Below are 18280 nucleotides of genomic sequence, written 5' to 3'. Positions count from 1 at the left end.
TTCAGCATGGCCAGCCCGGGGTCGGGCGAAGTGACGTGGCTAGCGTCCCTTGGCCTGTGGATGCCGCTGCCCATGCCACCGCAGATGCCCCGGTCGATGCGGCGTCGCCTGGTGGCTGTGGCGGCCCTGGTCCTGGCCACCTTTCCGGCGGCAGCGGCCGAGGTCGGCACCCTCTGGCGGGTGCGGGACGGCGCCGGCACCGTCTTCATCGCCGGCTCCCTGCACCAGCTGCGGCGCGACCGGGCCGGACTCCCCCCGTCCTATGGCCTGGCCTACGGGGAGGCGGAGCGGCTGGCCATGGAGCTCGACATGGATGCCATCAGCCCGGCGGCCCTGGCCGGTGAGCTGGTGGCGCGGGCCCTTGATCCCGACGGCCGCTCCCTGCGCGATGGCCTGCCGCCGGCCACCTGGCGGACCCTGCAGCCGCGCCTGGCGGGCCTGGGGCTGCCCGAGGCGGCGATCGATCGTTTCGAGCCCTGGGCCGTGGCCCTGCTGCTCGCCTCCGCCGAGTTCCTGCAACGGGGCTATTCCCCCGACAGCGGGGTGGAGGGCCAGCTCCAGGCCAGGGCCGCCGCCGACCGCAAGCCCATCGATGGCCTGGAGACCCCGGCCGAGCAGTTCGAGCTGTTCGACGGCCTGCCCAGGACCGACCAGGTGCAGCTGCTGGAGGTCACCCTGAAGGAACTGGATGGGGTCGGGCCCCGGCTCGACGCCCTCGAGGACGCCTGGCGGGCCGGCGACCTGCCCCGTCTCGAGGCCCTCCTGCTCGGGGATTACCGCCAGCGGCCGGATCTCCACGAGCGGCTGGTGGTACGGCGCAATGGGGCCTGGGTGGCTCCGGTGCGGGGGTTCCTGCGGCGCCCTGACGACACCCTGGTGGTGGTGGGGTTGATGCACCTCATGGGCGACCGGGGGCTGATCGCCCTGCTGCGGCAGCAGGGGCTGAAGCCGGAGCGGTTCGTGGATGGGGCCTGGCGGCCGGATCCCTAGGCCTGTTCGCCCCGCCGGCCGTGGCCAGCGCCCAGGCTGAGCTCCCAGCCCTTGACGATCCGGTAAAGGGTGGGAACCAGGAACAGGGTCAGCACAGTGGCCACCAGCAGCCCGAAGAACACCACCGTGCCGATGCTGGTGCGACTGGCCGCACCCGCTCCTGTGGCGAACAGCAGGGGCAGGAAGCCCGCCAGGGAGGAGAAGGCGGTGAGCAGGATCGGCCGCAGACGGGCGACGGCGGCGCCGTGGACGGCCTCATCGAGGGGCATCCCCTCCGCCAGGCGCTGGTTGGCGAATTCGACAATCAGGATCGCGTTCTTCGCCGCCAGGGCCACCAGCACCAGCAGGCCCATCTGGCCGTAGACGTCCAGGGGCAGGCCCCGCAGGGCCAGCCCCAGCACCCCACCGAGCACCCCCATGGGCACGGTGACCAGGATGATGAAGGGATCGGCGAAGTTCTCGTACAGGCCGGCCAGCACCAGCAGCATCACCAGCACCGCCAGGGCGAACACCTGCAGATTGCCGCCCCCTGCCCGGGCCTCTTCCCTCGCCAGCCCCGCCCACTCCAGGTCGGTGGCTGTGCTGGCCCGGTCCCGCTGCAGCTGCTCCAGCAGGGCGATGGCCTGGCCGCTGCTCACCCCCGGGGCCGGCTGGGCCCGGATGCTGATCGAGCGCACCAGGCGGGTGTGGTTGATGGTGGTGGGGCCGGTGCCGGCTTCCACCTGCACGATCTGGGCCAGGGGGATCAGCTGGCCGGTGCGGTTGCGCACCTGCAGGGCCAGCACGTCATCGGCATCCCGGCGGGCCTCGCCCTCGAGCTGGACGATCACCTTGCGCACCTGGTCGCCTTCGAAGCTGTCGTTGACGTAGTCGCTGCCGAAGCTGGCCCCGAGCACGCTCACCAGTTCATCGAGATCCACCTGGAGCGAGGCCATGCGCAGCCGGTCGGGGATCAGCCGCAGCAGGGGAGCGTCGGCACTGAAGCGGGTGCCCACCTGGTCAAAGGCGCCCGTCTGCCGGGCCGCGGCGATGAAGGCCTCGGCCTCCTGCTGGAACTCCCCGAGGCTGAGGCGACCGCCACTGGTGTCGAGCAGGTCGAACTCCAGTCCGCTTTCGCTGCTGAAGCCCCGCACCGTGGGGGATTCGCTCACGATCACCGTGGCGTCGGTGATCGTCTGGCGCAGGCGTCTGTTCAGCCGTTCGGCCACGGCGGCCGCGCTCTGGTCGGCCCCGGGGCGCTCCTCGATCGGCTTGAGCCTCAGGAAGAAGATCCCCTTGTTGGGGGAGCTGTCGCCGAAGGAGCGACCGGCGTAGAAGTTGGCGAAGCGGATCAGGGGCTCCTGGTCCATCACCTCCCGCACCTGCTCCATCACCTGCTGGGTGCGGGGCAGGGCGATGCCGTCCTGGAGCAGTAGCACCCCCCGCAGCTGGCCGCTGTCCTCCTGGGGGATGAAGGCCTTGGGCCGCTGCTCGAACGCCAGGCCCGTCAGCAGCAGACCGATCAGCAGGCCGACCACCACGCGACGCCGCCAGCCCAGCACACGGCTGAGCAGCCGGTCGTAGGGGCCCTCCAGACGCTCGAGGGCCCGCCGGGGCGGATCGATCCAGCGCAGCAGCCAGGCGGGCTCCCGGCGATCGGCGTGGAGCAGCCGGCTGGCGGCCACCGGGGTGAAGGTGAGGGCGTTGAAGGTGGAGAAGACGATCGTGCCACCGATCGTGAGGGCGATCGGGGCGTAGAGACGGCCCAGGCTGCCCCCCAGGGTCAGCACCGGCAGGAACACCACGATCAGCACCAGGGAGGTGGCGATCACGGCACCGCCCAGTTCCGCCATGGCTTCGCGGGCGGCGTCCAGGGGGGGTCGGCCATTCTCCAGCCGCCGGCCGATGTCCTCGCTGACCACGATGGCGTCATCCACCACCAGGCCGCTGGCCAGCACCATGCCGAACAGGGTGAGGGTGTTGATCGAATCCCCGCTGAGCCGGAGCACGGCCAGTGAACCGATCAGGGCCACCGGCACCGCCGAGGCGCTGATCAGGGCCAGGCGGCTGTTCCCCAGCCCCAGCAGCAGCACCAGGAACACCAGCAGCACCGCCTCACGCAGGCTCGCCGTGGTGCGGTCGATGCTGGTCCGGATCGAGGCGGCCTCATCCACGATCACCTGGAGATCCACCCCCGGCGGAAAGCGGGGCCCCAGCTCCTCCAGGGCCTGGTCGATTCCCTGGCTCACCTCCAGGGCATTGCTGCCGTCCCGCTGGAAGATCCCCACAGCCACCGCTGTCTTGCCGCTCAGGTCGGTGGCGATCGATTCGTAGTTCTCGCTGCCCAGGCTCACCCGGCCCACATCCTTCAGCAGGGTGACGCCCCCGTTGGCACTGCGGTCGACCACCAGAGATTCGAACTCCTGGGCGGTGCGCAGCCGTCCCTCCATGCGCAGCGGCAGGGTGACCAGCTGGTCATCGGGGGAGGGAGCCACCCCGGCCTGGCCAAGGGCGGCCAGCACGTTCTGCTCCTCGAGGGCATCGCGCACCTCGCTGATGGTGAGATTGCGTTCCTCCAGGCGCAACGGATCGAGCCAGAGGCGGAAGGCGAGCGAGCTTCCCCCGAACAGCCGCACTTCGCCCACGCCGGGCACCCGCTGCAGCCGGTCGCGGATCACCTGGTCCACCCAGCCGCTCAGGAAGGTGGCGTCGTAACGGTCGCGACTGGCACTGAAACTCAGTGTCATCAGCAGGTCATCGGAGGTGCGTCGCACCTGCACCCCGAAGCGCGCCACCTGGGCCGGCAGCTGGCGGCTCACCACCGCCGCCTCGTTCTGGGTGTTGATCTGGTTGATCTCGGGATTGCCGCCCTCGAAGCCGAGGGAGATGCTGCTGCCGTTGGCCGAGCTGGTGGATCGGATCGAATCGAGCCTCTCCAGGCCGTTGAACTGTTTCTCCAGCAGGGTCGTGACGCCCTGCTCCACCACCTCCGGACTGGCGCCCGGGTAGCTGGCGCTGACCGATACCCGGCCCGGGGCGATCGGCGGCAGGTTCTCGACCTTGAGTCCGGGCAGGCTGATCAGGCCGCCGAGAAGCACCAGCAGGCTCAGCACCAGCGTCAGCACCGGCCGGCGCAGGAAGGGGTCGGAGATCGACTTCACGGAAACGCCTGGGTGGGCACCGACCCTGATCGCCGCCCGATCCTGGCAGGGGCGGCAGCCGGCCCGCGATCAGCGCAGGTCGCGTTTCAGCACGGCATAGAGGTAATCCGGGGATTTGTAGCGGCTGGGAAGGCAGATATGGAGCTGCTCCAGGCGGCTCCAGCAGACCGTCTTCTGAATCGCCTCCATGGTGCGGCCCTCCTTCAGCAGGAGCCGCATCGCCTTGCAGTAAAGGGAATATTTCGCCTCCAGCTCTCCGATCGTGGGGGGCTGACCCTGGACCTGGGGCATGGCGGAAGGGGGCACCCGGGTTTTGCAGGGGTGCTGCTCCACTCTACGAGCTGGCCAGTATCCCCTCGACGTCCGGCGCCAGGGTCGTTGGGGCATGGCCGAGGGTGGCGGCCTGGTCATCGCTGAGCCGCCCGGCTGCGTGCAGCACCGCGGTGATGCGGGCGATGTCGAGCACGGCGTGGCAGCGGTAGCCCGCCCGGGCGAGCCGCTCGCGGGCGCTGGTGTCGGCCCGGCCGCCGTGGTCGATGAACACCACCACGTCCTCCACCTCCAGGCCGGAGCTTTCCAGCTTGGCGATGCCCTCGAGCACGCTGTTGCCGGTGATCAGGATGTCGTCCACCACCACCACCCGGTCGCCCTCCTCGAAATCCCCTTCGATCAGGCGGCGGGCCCCGTGGGCCTTCACCTCCTTGCGGGGATAGAGGAGGGGTTTGTGCAGCTGCAGCGACAGCCCGGTGGCGGTGGGCAGGGAGCCGTAGGGAATGCCGGCGATGCGGTCGAAGACCAGCTCCCCGAGCTGGCCGGCGTAGGCGTGCAGCACCCGGTGGAACAGGTTGGGATCGGAGATGATCTGGCGCAGATCCACGTAGTAGTTGAAGACGGCTCCCGAGGCCTGCACGTAGTCGCCGAACAGCAGGCAGCCGATGTCGAACAGGTCGAGGATCAGGCTGGCCAGGGGATCGCCGGAGCCATCGGCGTCCGCGCCGGCCCCGGCATCGGCGCCGCCGTCCGGGCGACGCTCCGGCAGCCACAGGCTGCAGGCCTCGCCCTGGTCCGGCGCCCGCCGCTCCAGCCAGCGGTCCCGGCGCTCGCTGATCCGCTGCTTGAGGGCGGCGGCGCGGACGGCGATGTCGTCCTCCACCAGCAGGTTCTGGGGCAGGGGCATCAGCAGGCCGTCGGCGGCCGGACTCAACCCGGCCTCCAGCAGGGCGTCGAGGCGATCCTCCTCGCCCCAGAGGCTGCGCAGGATCAGGAACCGTTCCGGGGCCTCCTGGCGCACCCGGGCCAGGATCGCCGGGTCACTGGTGCCCACCTCCAGCAGCAGCTGGTCGGGGGTGGCCCAGAGCTGGCACTCCCGCACGATGCGCAGATAGAGGGGATCGCTCTCGTTGGGGTGGTGCTGCAGGACCCGGGCGGCCGCGTTGGAGCTGTGGCAGGTGATCACCACCGCCTTGTCGGGATACAGCAGGAACGGGGCGGCGATGTCCTGGCCGGCCAGGGGGGAGAGGGTGACGCCGTCGGCGCCCAGTTCGCGGAACAGGTAGTGGGCCAGCGCCGAGGAGCTGTTCAGGTCCCCGTGCTTGGTGTCGATGATCAGGGGGATGTCGAGCGGCACCAGCTCCCGCACCTCCCGCAGCAGTTCCAGTCCCACCGGGCCGAGGGCCTGGTAGAAGCCCAGGCTGGGCTTGTAGGCGCAGACGTGGTCGGCGGTGGCCTCCACCACCGCCTTGATCCAGTGGCGGGCCTGGGAGAGAAACGAACGGCCACCCATGCCGCGGCGATGGGCCCAGGCCTGCAGCATCTCCGGGTTGGGATCGAGGCCGGTGACCAGCAGCGACTGACGGGCGGCGATGGCGTCGGTGAGCTGGACGAAGAAGCCCATCGCGCGGGGGGTTGGTGCCCAAGGTGCTAAGGCGAGGGCCGGCGCCTGCGCGAGGGGGTGACACAGGACTTATTGATCCCCGTGCCCCGCCGGCTGCCTCAGCTCAGCCCTGCAGTTCGGCGTACGCGGGGCTCCAGCGGCAGGCCTCCAGGCGCGCGAGGGCGGCCTCGGGGGTGGCGGCCCGGCGGGCCAGCCCCTCCCGCACCGCCTGGATCGCCACTGCTTCGGCCACCGCCCGCGACACCGCCTGAACGGCGGCCAGGGGGGGCATCAGGGGGGCGTCGGGATCGGTCGCGGCCGGAATCACCCCGGCCAGGGCTTCGATGCTGGCATCGATCATGGCGTCGCTCACCTCGGTGGCTCCCACCGCCACGGCGCCGTAGCCCAGGCCGGGGAACACGAAGCAGTTGTTGCACTGACCGATCACCCGTTCGACCGGCTCGCCCGCGCTGCCGGCGCAGACCACCGGTGGGAAGGGGCTGCCGGTGGCCACCAGGGCCCGGCCGCGGCTCCAGCGCAGCAGGTTCTCCGGGGTGATCTCCGCCAGGGGGGTGGGATTGGACAGGGGCAGAACGATTGGCCGCCCGCCGTCGGCGCAGAGGGCTTCCACCACCGCCTGATCGAAGGCCCCGGCGGCGGTGGAGGTGCCGATCAGCACCCCCGGCCGCACCGCCTCGATCACCGCCAGCAGGCCCGGGCCCGGGCCTTCGGCCGGCGCCGCCGTCCCGAACCGTGCCGCCAGCAGCTCGGGCCCCTTCGCGAACGGTTGGGCGCCGCCGGACAGGCCCGGGGTGCCGGTGTGGATCAGCCCGTCGCGGTCGATCAGCCAGAGGCGGTCGGCGGCCTCGGCGGCCGAAAGCCCCTGGCGCTGCAGCAGGCGCCAGAGCCGTTCGGCGATGCCGCAGCCGGCGCTGCCCGCCCCGAAGATGACGATCGGCTGGTCGACCAGCCCGCGCCCGAGGCCCCGCAGGCCCGCCAGGATCGCCGCGGCGGCCACGCTGCTGGTGCCCTGGATGTCGTCGTTGAAGCTCGGCACCCGGTGCCGGTAGGCCTCCAGCACGGGGCGGGCGTGGGCGGCGCCGAAGTCCTCCCAGTGCACCAGGGCGCCGGGGCAGACCGCCTGCACCGCGGCGATGAAGCGGTCGAGGAAAGCGGTGTAGGCCTCCCCCTGCAGCCGGGGCCGGCGCAGGCCGGGGTAGCAGGGATCGGCCAGCAGTTCGGGCCGGTCGGTGCCCACGTCGAGCATCACCGGCAGGCCCCGGGCCGGATCGAGCCCGGCGCAGAGGGTGTACACCGCCAGCTTCCCCTGGCAGATCTGGATGCCCCCCACCCCCTGGTCGCCGATGCCGAGGATCCCCTGGGCGTCGGTGACCAGGAGCAGGTCCGGAGCCTGGCCGGCGGGGCCGCCGCAGGCCTGGGCCAGCAGCTCCTCGAGCCGCTCCTGCTGAGTGGCCGCCAGGTAGATCCCCTGGCTGGGGCTGCGGTAGGTGTGGCTGAAGTGCTGGATCGCCTGCCCCACGGTGGGGGTGTACACGATCGGCATCGCCAGCTCGATGTGGTCGGCGAGGAAGCGGTGGAACAGGGTGACGTTCCGCTCCCTCAGGGTCTGGAGATAGGCGTAGCGCTCCAGGTCGCTGCCCATGGCGCCGAAGGCCAGCCGGCAGCGCTCCACCTGGGCCTCGATCGTCTCCACCTGCCAGGGCAGCAGGGCCTCCAGCCCGAGCGCCCGCCGCTCCTCCCGGCTGAAGGCGGTGCCCTTGTTGAGCAGCGGATCATTGAGCAGCTCGGCGCCCCGGAGGGTGGTGCTCCGCTGGCGACGGGGTTCGGCGACCACGGCGTGCTCCTGGTTCCGCTGGTGCCCCCATCATCCACGGGCTGCCGGGCGAGAGTGTTCGCCGCAGGCGCCTCCCAGCCTGCCGGCAGCCCATCGGCAGGTCCTCCGTTCAGCCCCCCGCGAAGCCCCCATGAAGATCGTGCGCTACGAGGATCCAGCCGGCGCTATCCACCTCGCCTGCCGCCATGCCGACGGCAGCCTGGAGCGCCTGGCGGGCGATCTGTTCGGCGCCCTGGAGCCCACGGGCGAGCCGGCGGCGGCGCGCAGGATCCTGGCCCCCCTGGAGCCACGGGCCATCCTCTGCATCGGCCTCAACTACCGCCGCCATGCCGCCGAGACCGGCGCCACGATCCCCACCTGGCCGGTGCTGTTCATGAAGGTGCCGGGGGCGGTGCAGCATCCGGAGGCGCCGATCACCCTGCCCACCACCTTGGCCAGCCACCAGGTGGACTACGAGGGGGAGCTGGCGGTGGTGATCGGCCGCACCTGCCGCAACGTGCCCCGCTCCGAGGCCCTGGGGGTGGTGCTGGGCTACACCTGCGCCAACGACGTCAGCGCCCGCGACTGGCAGAAGCAGCCCCAGCTCGGTGGCGGCCAGTGGTGCCGCGGCAAGAGCTTCGACACTTTCGCCCCCCTGGGCCCAAGCCTGGTGACCGCTGCGGCGATCCCCGATCCCCAGACCCTCACTCTGGAGACCCGCCTCAACGGGGAAACGGTGCAGGCGGCGAGCACCGCCGACATGATCTTCACCGTGGCGGAGATCATTGAATTCCTGAGCGCCAGCACCACCCTGGCGGCCGGCACCGTGATCCTCACCGGCACCCCGAGTGGTGTCGGCATGGCGGCCGATCCGCCCCGCTGGCTGCGCCGCGGCGATACGGTCGAGGTGGAAATCGAAGGCATCGGCGTGCTGCGCAATCCGGTGCTGGAGGAGTCCACCCCAGAGCCGGCCCGCTGAGGGCCTCTCCCCCGTCGCGCCCCATGAAGCTGCCCGCCGCCTGGACCTGCCAGCCCGCCAGGGCCGCCGGCTGCGGCGGCTATCGCCACTTCGCCGTGCTGGGCCAGCGGGGCCGTGGCCGGGAGCGCACCGTGGAGCTCCAGGCGGTGCTGGACCCCGGCTTCCGGCTGCTGGTGCCCACCGGCGAGCTCCGCGACCGCGCCGCCTGGCTGCCGGGCTGGCAGCGCCTGCCTCGCGAAGAGGAACTGCCCGTAAACTTCGACAACTCCACAGCGGACCTGTGACCTTCAACGGAACCCTGGAGGAACTTCAGTCGCTGGTCGAGGGCCTCGGCTGTTTCGGTCACTGGGTCCACGAAGGGGCCTTCGAGATGCTCGTCATCGAGGACGGCGAATCGAACCTGCGCCTCAACTGGTGGCCCGGCACCGGCACCCTGATGCTGGTGGGGGACCCGGCCCAGCGCAGGGACCTGGAGCCGCGGCTGAAGGAGGCCCTGGCCGGTCGCGCTTGAGCTCAGTCCTTCACCACCAGCTCCGTGGTGCCGCTGCGGCGCAGCAGATCGCCGAGCACCAGCAGGTCGTTGCCGTGGATCAGCCCGATGCAGCCGTCGGTGCCGCTGCTCCGCCCCCGGCCGGCGCTGGGGTCGTGGTGGATCCCCAGGCCCCGGCGGGCGGTGGGGAAGGCGGGCTCCAGGCCGATCCAGAGGAAACGGCCCAGCTCCACATCATCGGTGGGCGCTACAGGGGTGATCTCGGTGACGGCATAGCGTCCCCGCGGCAATGGGGCCTTGCTGCCGAGACGATGGCGGTCGCCCTCCTGGCGCCGCATCCGGCCCACCAGGGCCTCATAGGCCCGCGCCGGCTGGCCCGGGAGCAGCAGCTGCAGTTCCCAGATCGGATCGCCGGTGACGGGCAACTGGCGGTCGGTGCGCACCAGCACCATCCGGCCACCACCGGCCGCCACCGCCTGGGCGGCCTGGGTGGCCTGGGCCGAGGGGGCGGGGGCGGCCAGCACCAGGCCCAGGGCCCAGGCGAGGACCAGCGGGGCCTGGCCGGTGGAACGCTTCATGGACAGCACGGGACCAGCGCCCGTGTTACTGCCCCGGTACGGGTGCCACAAGGGCGGGGCAGCCAGCCATCGAAGACGCACCGTGCAGGTTCAGGTCCGTTCGTCCTGGTCCCGGCTGATCGTCACCAGGGCCGGTGCGAACAGGAACACCGTGTCCCCCAGCCGCTCCGACTGACCGTCCAGCGCGAAGACGCCGCCGGAGACGAAATCGATGGTGCGCTGGGCCTCCTCCGGCGCCATGGCACTGAGGTGCAGCACCACGGTCTTGAACTGCTGCACCGCCAGCACAGCCTCAACGGCCTCCTCAAAGCGGCCCGGTGTCATCACCACCACCTCGTGAAACCAGGTGCCGAAGGGGGTTTCCATCGCTCCAGGTTGCCTCAGCCCGCCCCCGCCAGCCAGCGGCAGAGTGTGAGCCTCCGGTGAGAACCGGCTCAGGCGACCAGGGCGATGGCGTCGATCTCCACCCGGGCGCCCTTGGGCAGGGCCGCCACCTGGACGCAGGCGCGGGCCGGAGCGACGCCCTCGCTGAAGAGACCGGCGTAGAGGGCATTCACGCGGGCGAAGTCGTCGAGGTCGACCAGATACACCGTGGTGCGCACCACCTGATCGGGACCGCAGCCGGCGGCCGCCAGCACCGCCTGGAGATTGCTCAGCACCTGGCGGGTCTCGGCCTCCACGTCGCCATCCCCCACCAGCACCCCGCTCACCGGGTCGAGGGCGATCTGGCCGGAGCAGTAGAGAACCCCGCCGGCGAGCACGGCCTGGTTGTAGGGACCCACCGGCGCGGGGGCCTCCGGGGTGTTGACCGGATGAGACAAGGGGCTGTGCCTTTGGTCACCTCCGCCAGCGCTGGAACTCATGACGGGTAAAAATGCGGGACTGGGATCTTATGGCCTACTCCAACACCATCGCCACGACCATCGTCACGCCGTCCACCGCCGCCGCCACGGCCGTCACCCCCGGGGATGTCACAGGCCCCGGCGCCCACGTCCGCATCGAGGACCTCTGGTACCGCTACCCGGGCCGCGACGTCTCCACCTGGACCCTCCAGGGGATCGACCTCGTCCTCGGGGCCGGCGAGCTGGTGGGGCTGCTGGGGCCCTCCGGTTGCTGCAAGACCACCCTGCTGCGCCTGATCGCCGGCTTCGAGCGCCCTGGCCGCGGCACCATCCGCATCGGCGGCCAGACGGTGGCGGGCCCGGATCGGCTGCTGCCACCCGAGCGGCGGGGTGTGGGCATGGTGTTCCAGGACGATGCCCTCTTCCCCCATCTCGATGCCTGGCGGAACGCCTGCTTCGGCCTGCGCCGCGGCCAGGACACCGCCCGGGTGGCCTGGCTGCTCGATCTGCTGGGTCTGGGCGGCCTGGAGCGCCGCTACCCCCACGAGCTCTCCGGCGGCCAACGCCAGCGCCTGGCCATGGCCCGCGCCTTGGCGCCGTCCCCCTCGGTGGTGCTGCTCGATGAGCCCTTCTCCAACCTGGATGTGGAGGTGCGGCTACGGCTGCGCAGCGAGCTGCCCGCCGTGCTGGCCCGCTGCGGCGCCAGCGGCCTGATGGTGACCCACGATCCCGAGGAAGCCCTGGCGATCTGCGACCGGGTGGGCGTGCTCCGCGACGGGGTGCTGCACCAGTGCGCCCCGCCGCGGGAGCTGGTCGACCAGCCCGCCACCGCCTTCGTCGGCCAGTTCGTGCTCCAGTCCAACCTGTTGCCGGCCACCTGGCGCGGCCGGCGGCTGCAGACCGTCCTCGGCGAGCTCGAGCCGCTCTCCGGGGGGTACGACGGCTCCGGGGGGTCCGGGGCCGTTGAGGTGATGGTCCGCCCCCAGGCCCTGGAGTTCCTGCCCGGGGACGATGGATCCGCCTGGATCAGCGGCAGGGAGTTCCTCGGCCGAGAGTGGCTTTACCAGGTGCAGCTCGGTGACCAGCGGCTGCGCTGGCGGGCGCCCCTGGAGGCCGACCACCCCCATGGCCGCCGGGGACGGCTGCGGTTCCGTGCCGGCGAGTCGGCGCTGCTGTTCCCCGGTGGCCGGCCGCTGGTGACGCTGCCCTCGGGTCACAACGCCGGGCTCAGCTCCCCTGGCTGACCCAGGGGGCTGGCGGGCGCCGCAGCAGCAGCAGGGTGGCGTCGTCCTCGAGGTGGTTGCTGCTGGTGAAGCCCCGCAGGCTCTGGCGCAGGCCATCGATCAGGGCATCGAGCGGGGCCTGGCCCGTCTCCGCAAGCAGGCGCTGGCACCCTTGGACGCCGAAGGGTTCGCCGGCGATGTTCTCCGCCTCGGTGACGCCGTCGGTGTAGATCATCAGCAGGTCGCCCTGTTCCAGCTGCAGGGCCTGGCTCCGGTAGGTCCGGCCGGGAAACACACCCAGCAGGGCCCCGCGGGGGAGCGGGATCGGATGGCTCTCCCCAGCGTGCAGCAGCAGGGGCGGGCAATGGCCGCCGTTTGAGTAGCTGAACTGGCCGGAGGTCAGATCCAGAAAGCCACAGAACATCGTCACGAAGAGGCTCGCCTCGTTGCCCTCGCTGAGGGTGTCGTTGAGTCGTTGAAGAACGGCATCCGGCGAGGACTCCGTGTTGGCCAGCACCCTGAGCAGGCCGACCGTGCGGGCCATGAACAGGGCGGCTCCGAGACCATGGCCGGAGACGTCGCCGATGCAGAGGAACAGTCGGTTGCTGTCGACGAAGAAGGCATCAAAGAAATCTCCGGCCACGGTGGTGGCCGGCTCCATCAGGCTGGCGAGCTCGATTCCCGGATGCTCGGCGAACAGACGTCCCTGCGGCGGCAGCATGGTCCGCTGCAGGTCACGGGCCAGGTCCAGTTCCTTGCGCAGATGGGAGAGTTCCAGGGCTTCCCGCTGGGCCTCCAGGGTCAGCTGGTTGGTCAGCCGGGTGCGCTCCACCAGGGAGATCATCATGTTGCGCGCGACCCCGGGGAGCTGCACCATGTGCGACCAGAACACATGCTGCGGAATCCTCAGCACGATCGCATCATCTTCGGCACGCACCAGCGCCGAGGCCGGTCGTCCGTCGATGGCGGAGAACTCGCCGATGCACTGGCCGACGGGAATCGCCATCCCCTTGCCCCGATAACCATCGGCGCCCAGATGAACCGAGACGGTTCCGGCGACGATGATGAAGATGTCGGCGTTCGTTTGTCCTGGGCTGAGCAGCACATGGCCCGGAGCCAGGGGCAGCAGCTCACAACGGCTGACTGCCGCCTTCAGGTGCTTTCTCTTGACATTCCGAAACAGCGGGATTTTCTTGTAGGGAAGGGAGGCTTTTTTGGACAGGTCCAGGGAGAGCGAGGGCTCAACGCTCATGCCGATCAGGGGCTTTTCAACCAGCGGATGCTGAGCTTAAGCACGTTCCTGTCCCCCTCCCGCCGATAGCTGCATTCATCCATGAATCGATTCACCAGCAGCAGTCCCAACCCGCCGGGCTCCGCCTCCTGAAGGGTGCGGGGCAAGGGCTCGCGGCTGAAGGACAGGGGGTCGAAGGGAGCTCCCGCATCGCTGATGGTCAAGGTGGCGAGGCCACGGTCGTCGCCACCTTCGTCGCCATCGACCCGCTCCAGGGTCAGCTGCACCGGGCAGCTGGACGCTCTGGCGCCGCCATGGTCGATGAGATTGGCCAGAACCTCGTTGAGGCAGAGGTCGAGCTTGCCGCTGGAAGCTGCGGGGACATCCAGCCGCTGGCAGGTGGCCTGGAGCCAATCCGAGCAGCGCCGCAGTTCCAGTGGGTTGGGCTGCAGCAACAGGCTGAGGGTTTCGGGCAGGGGCGGCGCCATCGCAGCGGTCTCAGGCCAGCACGTCCCGTTCGGCCTGATCCGCATCAAAGACCATCGGAATCACGTCATCGATCCCTGTGGACTCCAGCGTCGCCTGCACCAGCTCGTTGCCGCCAAGGAGAATCACCATGCGGCCACCTTTCTGATCCAGGGCCCGGGCGCTGGAGATGATGCTGCGAATCCCGATGGAAGCGAGAAAACTGACTTCCCGGAGATCAAGAATCACCGGCAGAGGTTTGATGGCGGTCAGGGAGGTGAGCTTCAGGGAAATCTCTTCCATGCCGAGCATGTCGAGGCGGCCGGAAAGAACAACCCTACGCAGCTTCGTCGAACCGTCGGCCTCCAGGACATCATCCGATCGGATTGAAGCCGTTTCCATCCTGTCCGCTGGAAATTCAACCTGATGAGATTACCTGTCGAGGGCCATCACCTGACAATGCAAACAGGGCGTTGTGTCGCACAACACATTCGGTTTCGCCGCTCATCCAGCCCAGTCATTTTTGCTGCGGCGCAGATCGGCCAGTTCCCGGGGATCCGCCGCCCGCAGGAACAGGTTGGTGCGGCGCTCCTCGCCGATGCTGCTGGGGATGGTGGGTCCGGCCTGGGCACGGGTGAGCAACACCGCGGCCAGCCGTTCGGCGATGGCCCCGTCCCCGGGCCGCTGCGCCGCCGCCCAGCGCAGGTTGGCCTCGGTGTACTCATGGGCGCACCACACCCGGGTGGTCTCCGGCAGGGCGGCCAGCCGCTGCAGGGAACGGTGCATCTGCTCGGGGGTTCCTTCGAACAGCCGGCCGCAGCCAGCGGCGAACAGGGTGTCCCCGCAGAACAGCTCCCCCTGCAGGGGCAGGTGGAAGGCGATGTGGGCGCGGGTGTGGCCCGGCACCGCCAGCACCTCCACCGGCTGACCCAGCAGGGTGAAGTGATCGCCGTCCGCCACCCCCCGGGTCTGGAAGGGGATCCGCTCCCGGTCGTCGCGGGCCGCCACCACCTCGGCCCGGGGCCATTCCCGCAGCAGGGCGGGGGTGCCACCGATGTGATCGCTGTGGTGGTGGGTGTGCAGCACGGCCACCAGCTCCAGGTGCCGCTGCTTCAGCCAGGCGATCGCCGGCTCCGCCACCGCCGGGTCCACCAGCACCGCCCGCCGACCGTCGTGGAGCACGAACAGGTAGTTGTCCCGCAGCACCGGCAGCAGCGCCACCTGCAGGGGCTCCGGTAGTGGCGCCGGGGCTCCGGCTGCGACGGCGGCTTCGGCATGATCCGGCATCGTTACAGTCCAGGTTGCTGCTGGCTTCCATGATCACCGCGAACCAGCGGTCCCCGATCACCGTCGCCCTGGCCAAGGGCGCCCTGCTGAAGGACTCGGTGCGCCGCTTCCAGTCGGCCGGCCTCGATTTCTCCGCCCTGCTGGAGGAGGACAACCGTCTGCTGATGGTGCCCAGCCGCTGTGGCACCGCCCGGGCCCTGCTGGTGCGCAACGCCGATGTGCCCGTCTATGTGGCCTACGGCCAGGCCCAGCTCGGGGTGGTGGGGTACGACGTGCTGCGGGAGCACCAGCTGCCGGTGGCCCAGCTGGTGGATCTGGGCTTCGGCGGCTGCCGTATGGCGGTGGCGGTGAAGGCGAGCAGCGGCTACCGCCGCGCCGCCGACCTGCCGGCCCACTGCCGGGTGGCGAGCAAGTTCACCCGCTGCGCCGAAGCCTTCTTCGAGCAGCTGGATCTGCCGGTGGAGCTGATCCATCTCACCGGCTCGGTGGAGCTCGGGCCGATCACGGGGATGTCCGAGGCGATCGTCGATCTGGTGGCCACCGGCCGCACCCTGCGGGACAACGGCCTGGTGGCGATCGAGGACCTGTTCAGCAGCACGGCCCGGCTGATCGGTCATCCCCTGGCCCTGCGGCTCGATGACGGCACCCTCCAGGGCCTGGTGGAGCGCGTCGCTGCCGCCCAGGTGCCGGCCCGATGAGCAGCCTCGATGGCCAGCGACTGCGGCGCCTGCTGCCCTACCTGGGCCGCGATCGCAAGCGGCTGCTGCTGTCCCTGCTGCTGCTGATTCCCCTGGCCCTGGCGGCCTCCGTGCAGCCGCTGCTGGTGGGCCAGGTGATCTCCAAGCTCCGGGGCGAGGAGGTGCTGCCCTGGCTGACCCCCCTGTCGGTACCGACGGCCCTGCGGGTGCTGGTGGCGATGCTGCTGGCGGCGGTGCTGCTGCGCCTCTCCCTCCAGGGCACCCAGACCTACAACGTGCAGGTGGTGGGCCAGCGCCTCACGGCGCGCATCCGCGACGACCTGTTCCGCCATGCGATGGCCCTGTCGCTGCGCTTCCACGACCGCACGCCGGTGGGCAAGCTGCTCACCCGCCTCACCAGCGACGTCGATGCCCTGGCCGAGGTGTTCGGCAGCGGTGCGGTGGGGGTGCTCTCCGATCTGGTCACCCTGCTGGTGATCGGGCTCACCATGCTCTCCATTGAGTGGCGCCTGGGGCTGCTGCTGCTCGTCAGCCAGGTGCCCGTCACCCTCGGTGTGCTCTGGCTCCAGGGCCGCTACCGCAAGGCCAACTACCGGGTGCGCGAGGAGCTGGGCCAGCTCAACGCCGACCTCCAGGAAAACCTCCAGGGTCTGGAGGTGGTGCAGATGTTCCGCCGCGAGGCCGTCAACGGCCAGCGCTTCTCCCACACCACCGACGCCTACCGCCGGGCGGTGACGGGCACGATCTTTTACGACAGCGCCATCTCCGCCTTCATCGAGTGGGTGGCCCTGGCGGCCGTCGCGATGGTGCTGGCCCTCGGCGGCGCCATGGTCACCGGTGGGGCGATGGGCCTGGGCACCCTGACCACCTTCATCCTCTTCTCCCAGCGGGTGTTCGACCCCCTGCGCCAGCTGGCGGAGCGCTTCACCCAGATCCAGGGGGGCCTCACGGCGGTGGAGCGCATCGGCGAGCTGCTGGAGCAGCCGATCGAGATCGCCGATCTGCCCACCAGCCAGCGCAGCGCCGCCGCCATGGTGTCGGGGGCGGAACGGTTCAGCCCCGGCGAGGTGGAGTTCGAGAACGTCTCCTTCGCCTACCGCCCCGACGACCCGATCCTCACCGATCTCTCCTTCCGCATTGCCCCCGGTGAGCACGTGGCGATCGTGGGGCCCACCGGATCCGGCAAGACCACCGTGATCCGCCTCCTCTGCCGGCTCTACGAACCCCAGCAGGGAACCATCCGCCTCGATGGCGTCGACATCCGCGAGCTGCCGATCGCCACCCTGCGCCGCCGCCTGGGGGTGGTGCTGCAGGACACGTTCCTGTTCAGCGGCAACGTGGCGGAGAACCTGCGCCTCGATGCGGCCATCAGCGATGAGGATCTGGAGCGCCTCTGCAGCGACCTCGGCCTCGGCCCCCTGCTGGCCCGGCTGGGCGATGGCCTGGCCTCCGAGCTGCGTGAGCGGGGCGGCAACCTCTCCTCCGGCGAGCGCCAGTTGCTGGCGGTGGCGCGGGTGGCGATCCGCGACCCGTCGGTGCTGGTGATGGACGAGGCCACGGCCTTCATGGATCCCTCCACCGAGGCCACCCTGCAGCGGGACCTCGACACCCTGCTCAGCGGCCGCACCGCCATCGTCATCGCCCACCGCCTGGCCACCGTCGAGGCCGCCGACCGGATCCTGGTGCTGCGCCGCGGCCGCCTGATCGAGGAGGGCAACCACCGCGAACTGCGGGCCGTCGGCGGGCTCTACGCCCAGCTGGCGGAGCTGCAGGAGAAGGGACTGGCCACGCTCTGAGGCCCGGGCGGCTCGGACGACAGGCCCAGGTCGTCCGCCAGCCAGGCGTCGATCAGGGCCGCCAGCGCGCGGGGGTTCTCGAGCATCGGCAGGTGGCCCAGCCCGGGAAGGATCGCCAGCTGGTGGTCGGGGCTGTAGCCGGCCAGGTGGCGCACGTAGCGGGGCTCCATCACCTGGTCGCGGCTGCCGGCGAGCCAGAGGCTGGGCACCGTGAGGGCGGCGGCCAGCCTGGGCAGCTGACGCACGGCGCCCCGGTTGGTGCTGCAGGCCAGCAGCCCCCGGGCGGCGCGGACGTCCGCCAGCAGCGGGCTGCGGATCGCCTCCGTGCCCGGCAGACGGGCCAGCCAGGACGGCCGCCAGCGCAGGAAGGCGGCCCCGCCGCGGCGCACCCGGGCGAAGGGGCGGGGCTGGAACACACCGCCCCCGGCCGCGATCTGCACCAGGCCCCGCAGCTGTCCCCCCAGCAGGGGCGCCGCATGCAGCGCCACGCTGCCCCCCAGCGAGTGACCCAGGAGCACCACCGGTCGCCCGGCGGCTTCCCGCTGGACGGCCTCCGCCAGCCAGCGCCCGTAGCTGGCCAGGCTGGCCTGCAGCCCCCGGGGCCGCTCGCTGCCGCCGAATCCGGGCAGATCGGGGGACCACAGCGTCCAGCGGGGCGCCAGTTCCCGCTGGAGCGGGTGCCAGAGACGTCCCGCCAGCAACCAGCCATGCACGCCCACCAGCAGGGGGGACCCAGGCGTCACCGCAGCGGCCTGGGTCCGATCGGAGCCGGTGGAGGGGACGCTCAGGACGGGGGCCGCGTCGATCCCCCACCCTGCCGCAGTCCGGCTGGCATCCGTCAGGATCTTCAGAAC

At 70.9% G+C, this 18280-nt stretch carries 19 protein-coding genes; 7 read left to right on the top strand and 12 right to left on the bottom strand.

Annotated features, from left to right (window positions below):
* The first annotated feature begins 72 nt into the window (after window positions 1-72).
* Window positions 73-990, top strand: a complete 918-nt coding sequence (locus H6G99_RS12755) for a TraB/GumN family protein (protein WP_190611827.1) — start codon at window positions 73-75, stop codon at window positions 988-990.
* Here the strand turns inward: H6G99_RS12755 and H6G99_RS12750 are convergent.
* The 4 genes from H6G99_RS12750 to H6G99_RS12735 all read right to left on the bottom strand — a co-directional run bounded on the left by H6G99_RS12750 (window position 987) and on the right by H6G99_RS12735 (window position 7858).
* Complete coding sequence (locus tag H6G99_RS12750; protein ID WP_094584762.1) at window positions 987-4130, bottom strand: efflux RND transporter permease subunit; 3144 nt, start codon at window positions 4128-4130, stop codon at window positions 987-989. The two genes, H6G99_RS12755 and H6G99_RS12750, sit on opposite strands and share 4 nt — an antisense overlap.
* A gap of 69 nt (window positions 4131-4199) precedes the next feature.
* The gene (locus H6G99_RS12745) at window positions 4200-4421 is read right to left on the bottom strand and encodes a DUF3136 domain-containing protein (protein ID WP_094584893.1); all 222 of its coding nucleotides are present in this window, start codon (window positions 4419-4421) and stop codon (window positions 4200-4202) included.
* A 43-nt stretch (window positions 4422-4464) separates the two neighbouring features.
* Window positions 4465-6024, bottom strand: a complete 1560-nt coding sequence (locus H6G99_RS12740; protein ID WP_094584761.1) for a bifunctional orotidine-5'-phosphate decarboxylase/orotate phosphoribosyltransferase — start codon at window positions 6022-6024, stop codon at window positions 4465-4467.
* A 103-nt stretch (window positions 6025-6127) separates the two neighbouring features.
* Window positions 6128-7858, bottom strand: a complete 1731-nt coding sequence (locus tag H6G99_RS12735; protein ID WP_094584760.1) for an NAD-dependent malic enzyme — start codon at window positions 7856-7858, stop codon at window positions 6128-6130.
* Window positions 7859-7988: 130 nt separating this feature from the next.
* Here H6G99_RS12735 and H6G99_RS12730 point away from each other — a divergent pair, with 130 nt between their 5' ends.
* Genes H6G99_RS12730 through H6G99_RS12720 form a run of 3 tightly spaced genes read left to right on the top strand, consistent with a single transcriptional unit; the run spans window position 7989 to window position 9327 of the window.
* Window positions 7989-8816 carry a fumarylacetoacetate hydrolase family protein gene (locus H6G99_RS12730; protein ID WP_094584759.1) on the top strand — a complete coding sequence of 276 codons (828 nt, stop codon included), beginning with the start codon at window positions 7989-7991 and terminating at the stop codon, window positions 8814-8816.
* A gap of 23 nt (window positions 8817-8839) precedes the next feature.
* Complete coding sequence (locus tag H6G99_RS12725) at window positions 8840-9100, top strand: TIGR02450 family Trp-rich protein (RefSeq protein WP_094584758.1); 261 nt, start codon at window positions 8840-8842, stop codon at window positions 9098-9100.
* Window positions 9097-9327: a hypothetical protein gene (locus H6G99_RS12720; protein WP_094584757.1), complete on the top strand. Its 231-nt coding sequence runs from the start codon at window positions 9097-9099 to the stop codon at window positions 9325-9327. Before H6G99_RS12725 ends, H6G99_RS12720 begins: the two co-directional genes overlap by 4 nt.
* Before the next feature lie 2 nt (window positions 9328-9329).
* On the opposite strand, the gene H6G99_RS12715 is transcribed toward H6G99_RS12720, so the two are convergent.
* The 3 genes from H6G99_RS12715 to H6G99_RS12705 form a co-directional block, all read right to left on the bottom strand.
* Window positions 9330-9884: a L,D-transpeptidase gene (locus tag H6G99_RS12715; RefSeq protein ID WP_094584892.1), complete on the bottom strand. Its 555-nt coding sequence runs from the start codon at window positions 9882-9884 to the stop codon at window positions 9330-9332.
* Window positions 9885-9974: 90 nt separating this feature from the next.
* On the bottom strand, window positions 9975-10250 hold the full coding sequence (locus H6G99_RS12710) for a cell division protein SepF (RefSeq protein ID WP_190611825.1): 276 nt from the start codon (window positions 10248-10250) through the stop codon (window positions 9975-9977).
* Between the two features lie 68 nt (window positions 10251-10318).
* Window positions 10319-10747 carry a Rid family detoxifying hydrolase gene (locus H6G99_RS12705; protein WP_233133834.1) on the bottom strand — a complete coding sequence of 143 codons (429 nt, stop codon included), beginning with the start codon at window positions 10745-10747 and terminating at the stop codon, window positions 10319-10321.
* Between the two features lie 29 nt (window positions 10748-10776).
* Here H6G99_RS12705 and H6G99_RS12700 point away from each other — a divergent pair, with 29 nt between their 5' ends.
* Window positions 10777-11970: an ABC transporter ATP-binding protein gene (locus tag H6G99_RS12700; protein WP_286191134.1), complete on the top strand. Its 1194-nt coding sequence runs from the start codon at window positions 10777-10779 to the stop codon at window positions 11968-11970.
* Here H6G99_RS12700 and H6G99_RS12695 read toward each other — a convergent pair.
* The 4 genes from H6G99_RS12695 to gloB all read right to left on the bottom strand — a co-directional run bounded on the left by H6G99_RS12695 (window position 11954) and on the right by gloB (window position 14932).
* Window positions 11954-13201: a PP2C family protein-serine/threonine phosphatase gene (locus H6G99_RS12695; protein WP_094584754.1), complete on the bottom strand. Its 1248-nt coding sequence runs from the start codon at window positions 13199-13201 to the stop codon at window positions 11954-11956. The two genes, H6G99_RS12700 and H6G99_RS12695, sit on opposite strands and share 17 nt — an antisense overlap.
* A gap of 5 nt (window positions 13202-13206) precedes the next feature.
* On the bottom strand, window positions 13207-13668 hold the full coding sequence (locus tag H6G99_RS12690; protein ID WP_158219498.1) for an ATP-binding protein: 462 nt from the start codon (window positions 13666-13668) through the stop codon (window positions 13207-13209).
* A 10-nt stretch (window positions 13669-13678) separates the two neighbouring features.
* Entirely contained in the window at window positions 13679-14047 is a 369-nt protein-coding gene (locus tag H6G99_RS12685) for an STAS domain-containing protein (protein WP_094584752.1), read from the bottom strand.
* 102 nt (window positions 14048-14149) lie between these two features.
* Window positions 14150-14932, bottom strand: a complete 783-nt coding sequence (gloB, locus tag H6G99_RS12680; protein ID WP_233133832.1) for a hydroxyacylglutathione hydrolase — start codon at window positions 14930-14932, stop codon at window positions 14150-14152.
* Between the two features lie 29 nt (window positions 14933-14961).
* Here gloB and hisG point away from each other — a divergent pair, with 29 nt between their 5' ends.
* Together hisG and H6G99_RS12670 are read left to right on the top strand one after the other, a co-directional pair.
* On the top strand, window positions 14962-15630 hold the full coding sequence (gene hisG / locus H6G99_RS12675; RefSeq protein ID WP_094584890.1) for an ATP phosphoribosyltransferase: 669 nt from the start codon (window positions 14962-14964) through the stop codon (window positions 15628-15630).
* Window positions 15627-17426 (top strand): ABC transporter ATP-binding protein, encoded by a 1800-nt coding sequence (locus H6G99_RS12670; RefSeq protein WP_190611824.1) that lies wholly within the window; start codon window positions 15627-15629, stop codon window positions 17424-17426. The genes hisG and H6G99_RS12670 overlap by 4 nt, the downstream gene beginning before the upstream one ends.
* Here the strand turns inward: H6G99_RS12670 and H6G99_RS12665 are convergent.
* A complete protein-coding gene (locus H6G99_RS12665) occupies window positions 17378-18169 on the bottom strand; it encodes an alpha/beta fold hydrolase (protein ID WP_190611822.1) in 792 nt (263 codons plus the stop codon). The genes H6G99_RS12670 and H6G99_RS12665 overlap by 49 nt on opposite strands.
* Between the last annotated feature and the right edge of the window lie 111 nt (window positions 18170-18280).

It is taken from the genome of Synechococcus sp. FACHB-909, assembly GCF_014698945.1.
Classification (GTDB): domain Bacteria; phylum Cyanobacteriota; class Cyanobacteriia; order PCC-6307; family Cyanobiaceae; genus Cyanobium.
This window is presented reverse-complemented; position numbering and strand designations above follow the sequence as displayed.

Bases quoted from the DNA above. Each gene is read 5' to 3' on its own strand.
- H6G99_RS12690 (WP_158219498.1), bottom strand. From the start codon at position 13,668: ATGGCGCCGCCCCTGCCCGAAACCCTCAGCCTGTTGCTGCAGCCCAAC.
- H6G99_RS12710 (WP_190611825.1), bottom strand. From the start codon at position 10,250: ATGGAAACCCCCTTCGGCACCTGGTTTCACGAGGTGGTGGTGATGACA.
- H6G99_RS12755 (WP_190611827.1), top strand. From the start codon at position 73: ATGCCACCGCAGATGCCCCGGTCGATGCGGCGTCGCCTGGTGGCTGTG.
- H6G99_RS12695 (WP_094584754.1), bottom strand. From the start codon at position 13,201: ATGAGCGTTGAGCCCTCGCTCTCCCTGGACCTGTCCAAAAAAGCCTCC.
- H6G99_RS12670 (WP_190611824.1), top strand. From the start codon at position 15,627: ATGAGCAGCCTCGATGGCCAGCGACTGCGGCGCCTGCTGCCCTACCTG.
- gloB (WP_233133832.1), bottom strand. From the start codon at position 14,932: ATGCCGGATCATGCCGAAGCCGCCGTCGCAGCCGGAGCCCCGGCGCCA.
- H6G99_RS12685 (WP_094584752.1), bottom strand. From the start codon at position 14,047: ATGGAAACGGCTTCAATCCGATCGGATGATGTCCTGGAGGCCGACGGT.
- H6G99_RS12715 (WP_094584892.1), bottom strand. From the start codon at position 9,884: ATGAAGCGTTCCACCGGCCAGGCCCCGCTGGTCCTCGCCTGGGCCCTG.
- H6G99_RS12725 (WP_094584758.1), top strand. From the start codon at position 8,840: ATGAAGCTGCCCGCCGCCTGGACCTGCCAGCCCGCCAGGGCCGCCGGC.
- hisG (WP_094584890.1), top strand. From the start codon at position 14,962: ATGATCACCGCGAACCAGCGGTCCCCGATCACCGTCGCCCTGGCCAAG.
- H6G99_RS12705 (WP_233133834.1), bottom strand. From the start codon at position 10,747: ATGAGTTCCAGCGCTGGCGGAGGTGACCAAAGGCACAGCCCCTTGTCT.
- H6G99_RS12740 (WP_094584761.1), bottom strand. From the start codon at position 6,024: ATGGGCTTCTTCGTCCAGCTCACCGACGCCATCGCCGCCCGTCAGTCG.
- H6G99_RS12745 (WP_094584893.1), bottom strand. From the start codon at position 4,421: ATGCCCCAGGTCCAGGGTCAGCCCCCCACGATCGGAGAGCTGGAGGCG.
- H6G99_RS12730 (WP_094584759.1), top strand. From the start codon at position 7,989: ATGAAGATCGTGCGCTACGAGGATCCAGCCGGCGCTATCCACCTCGCC.
- H6G99_RS12700 (WP_286191134.1), top strand. From the start codon at position 10,777: ATGGCCTACTCCAACACCATCGCCACGACCATCGTCACGCCGTCCACC.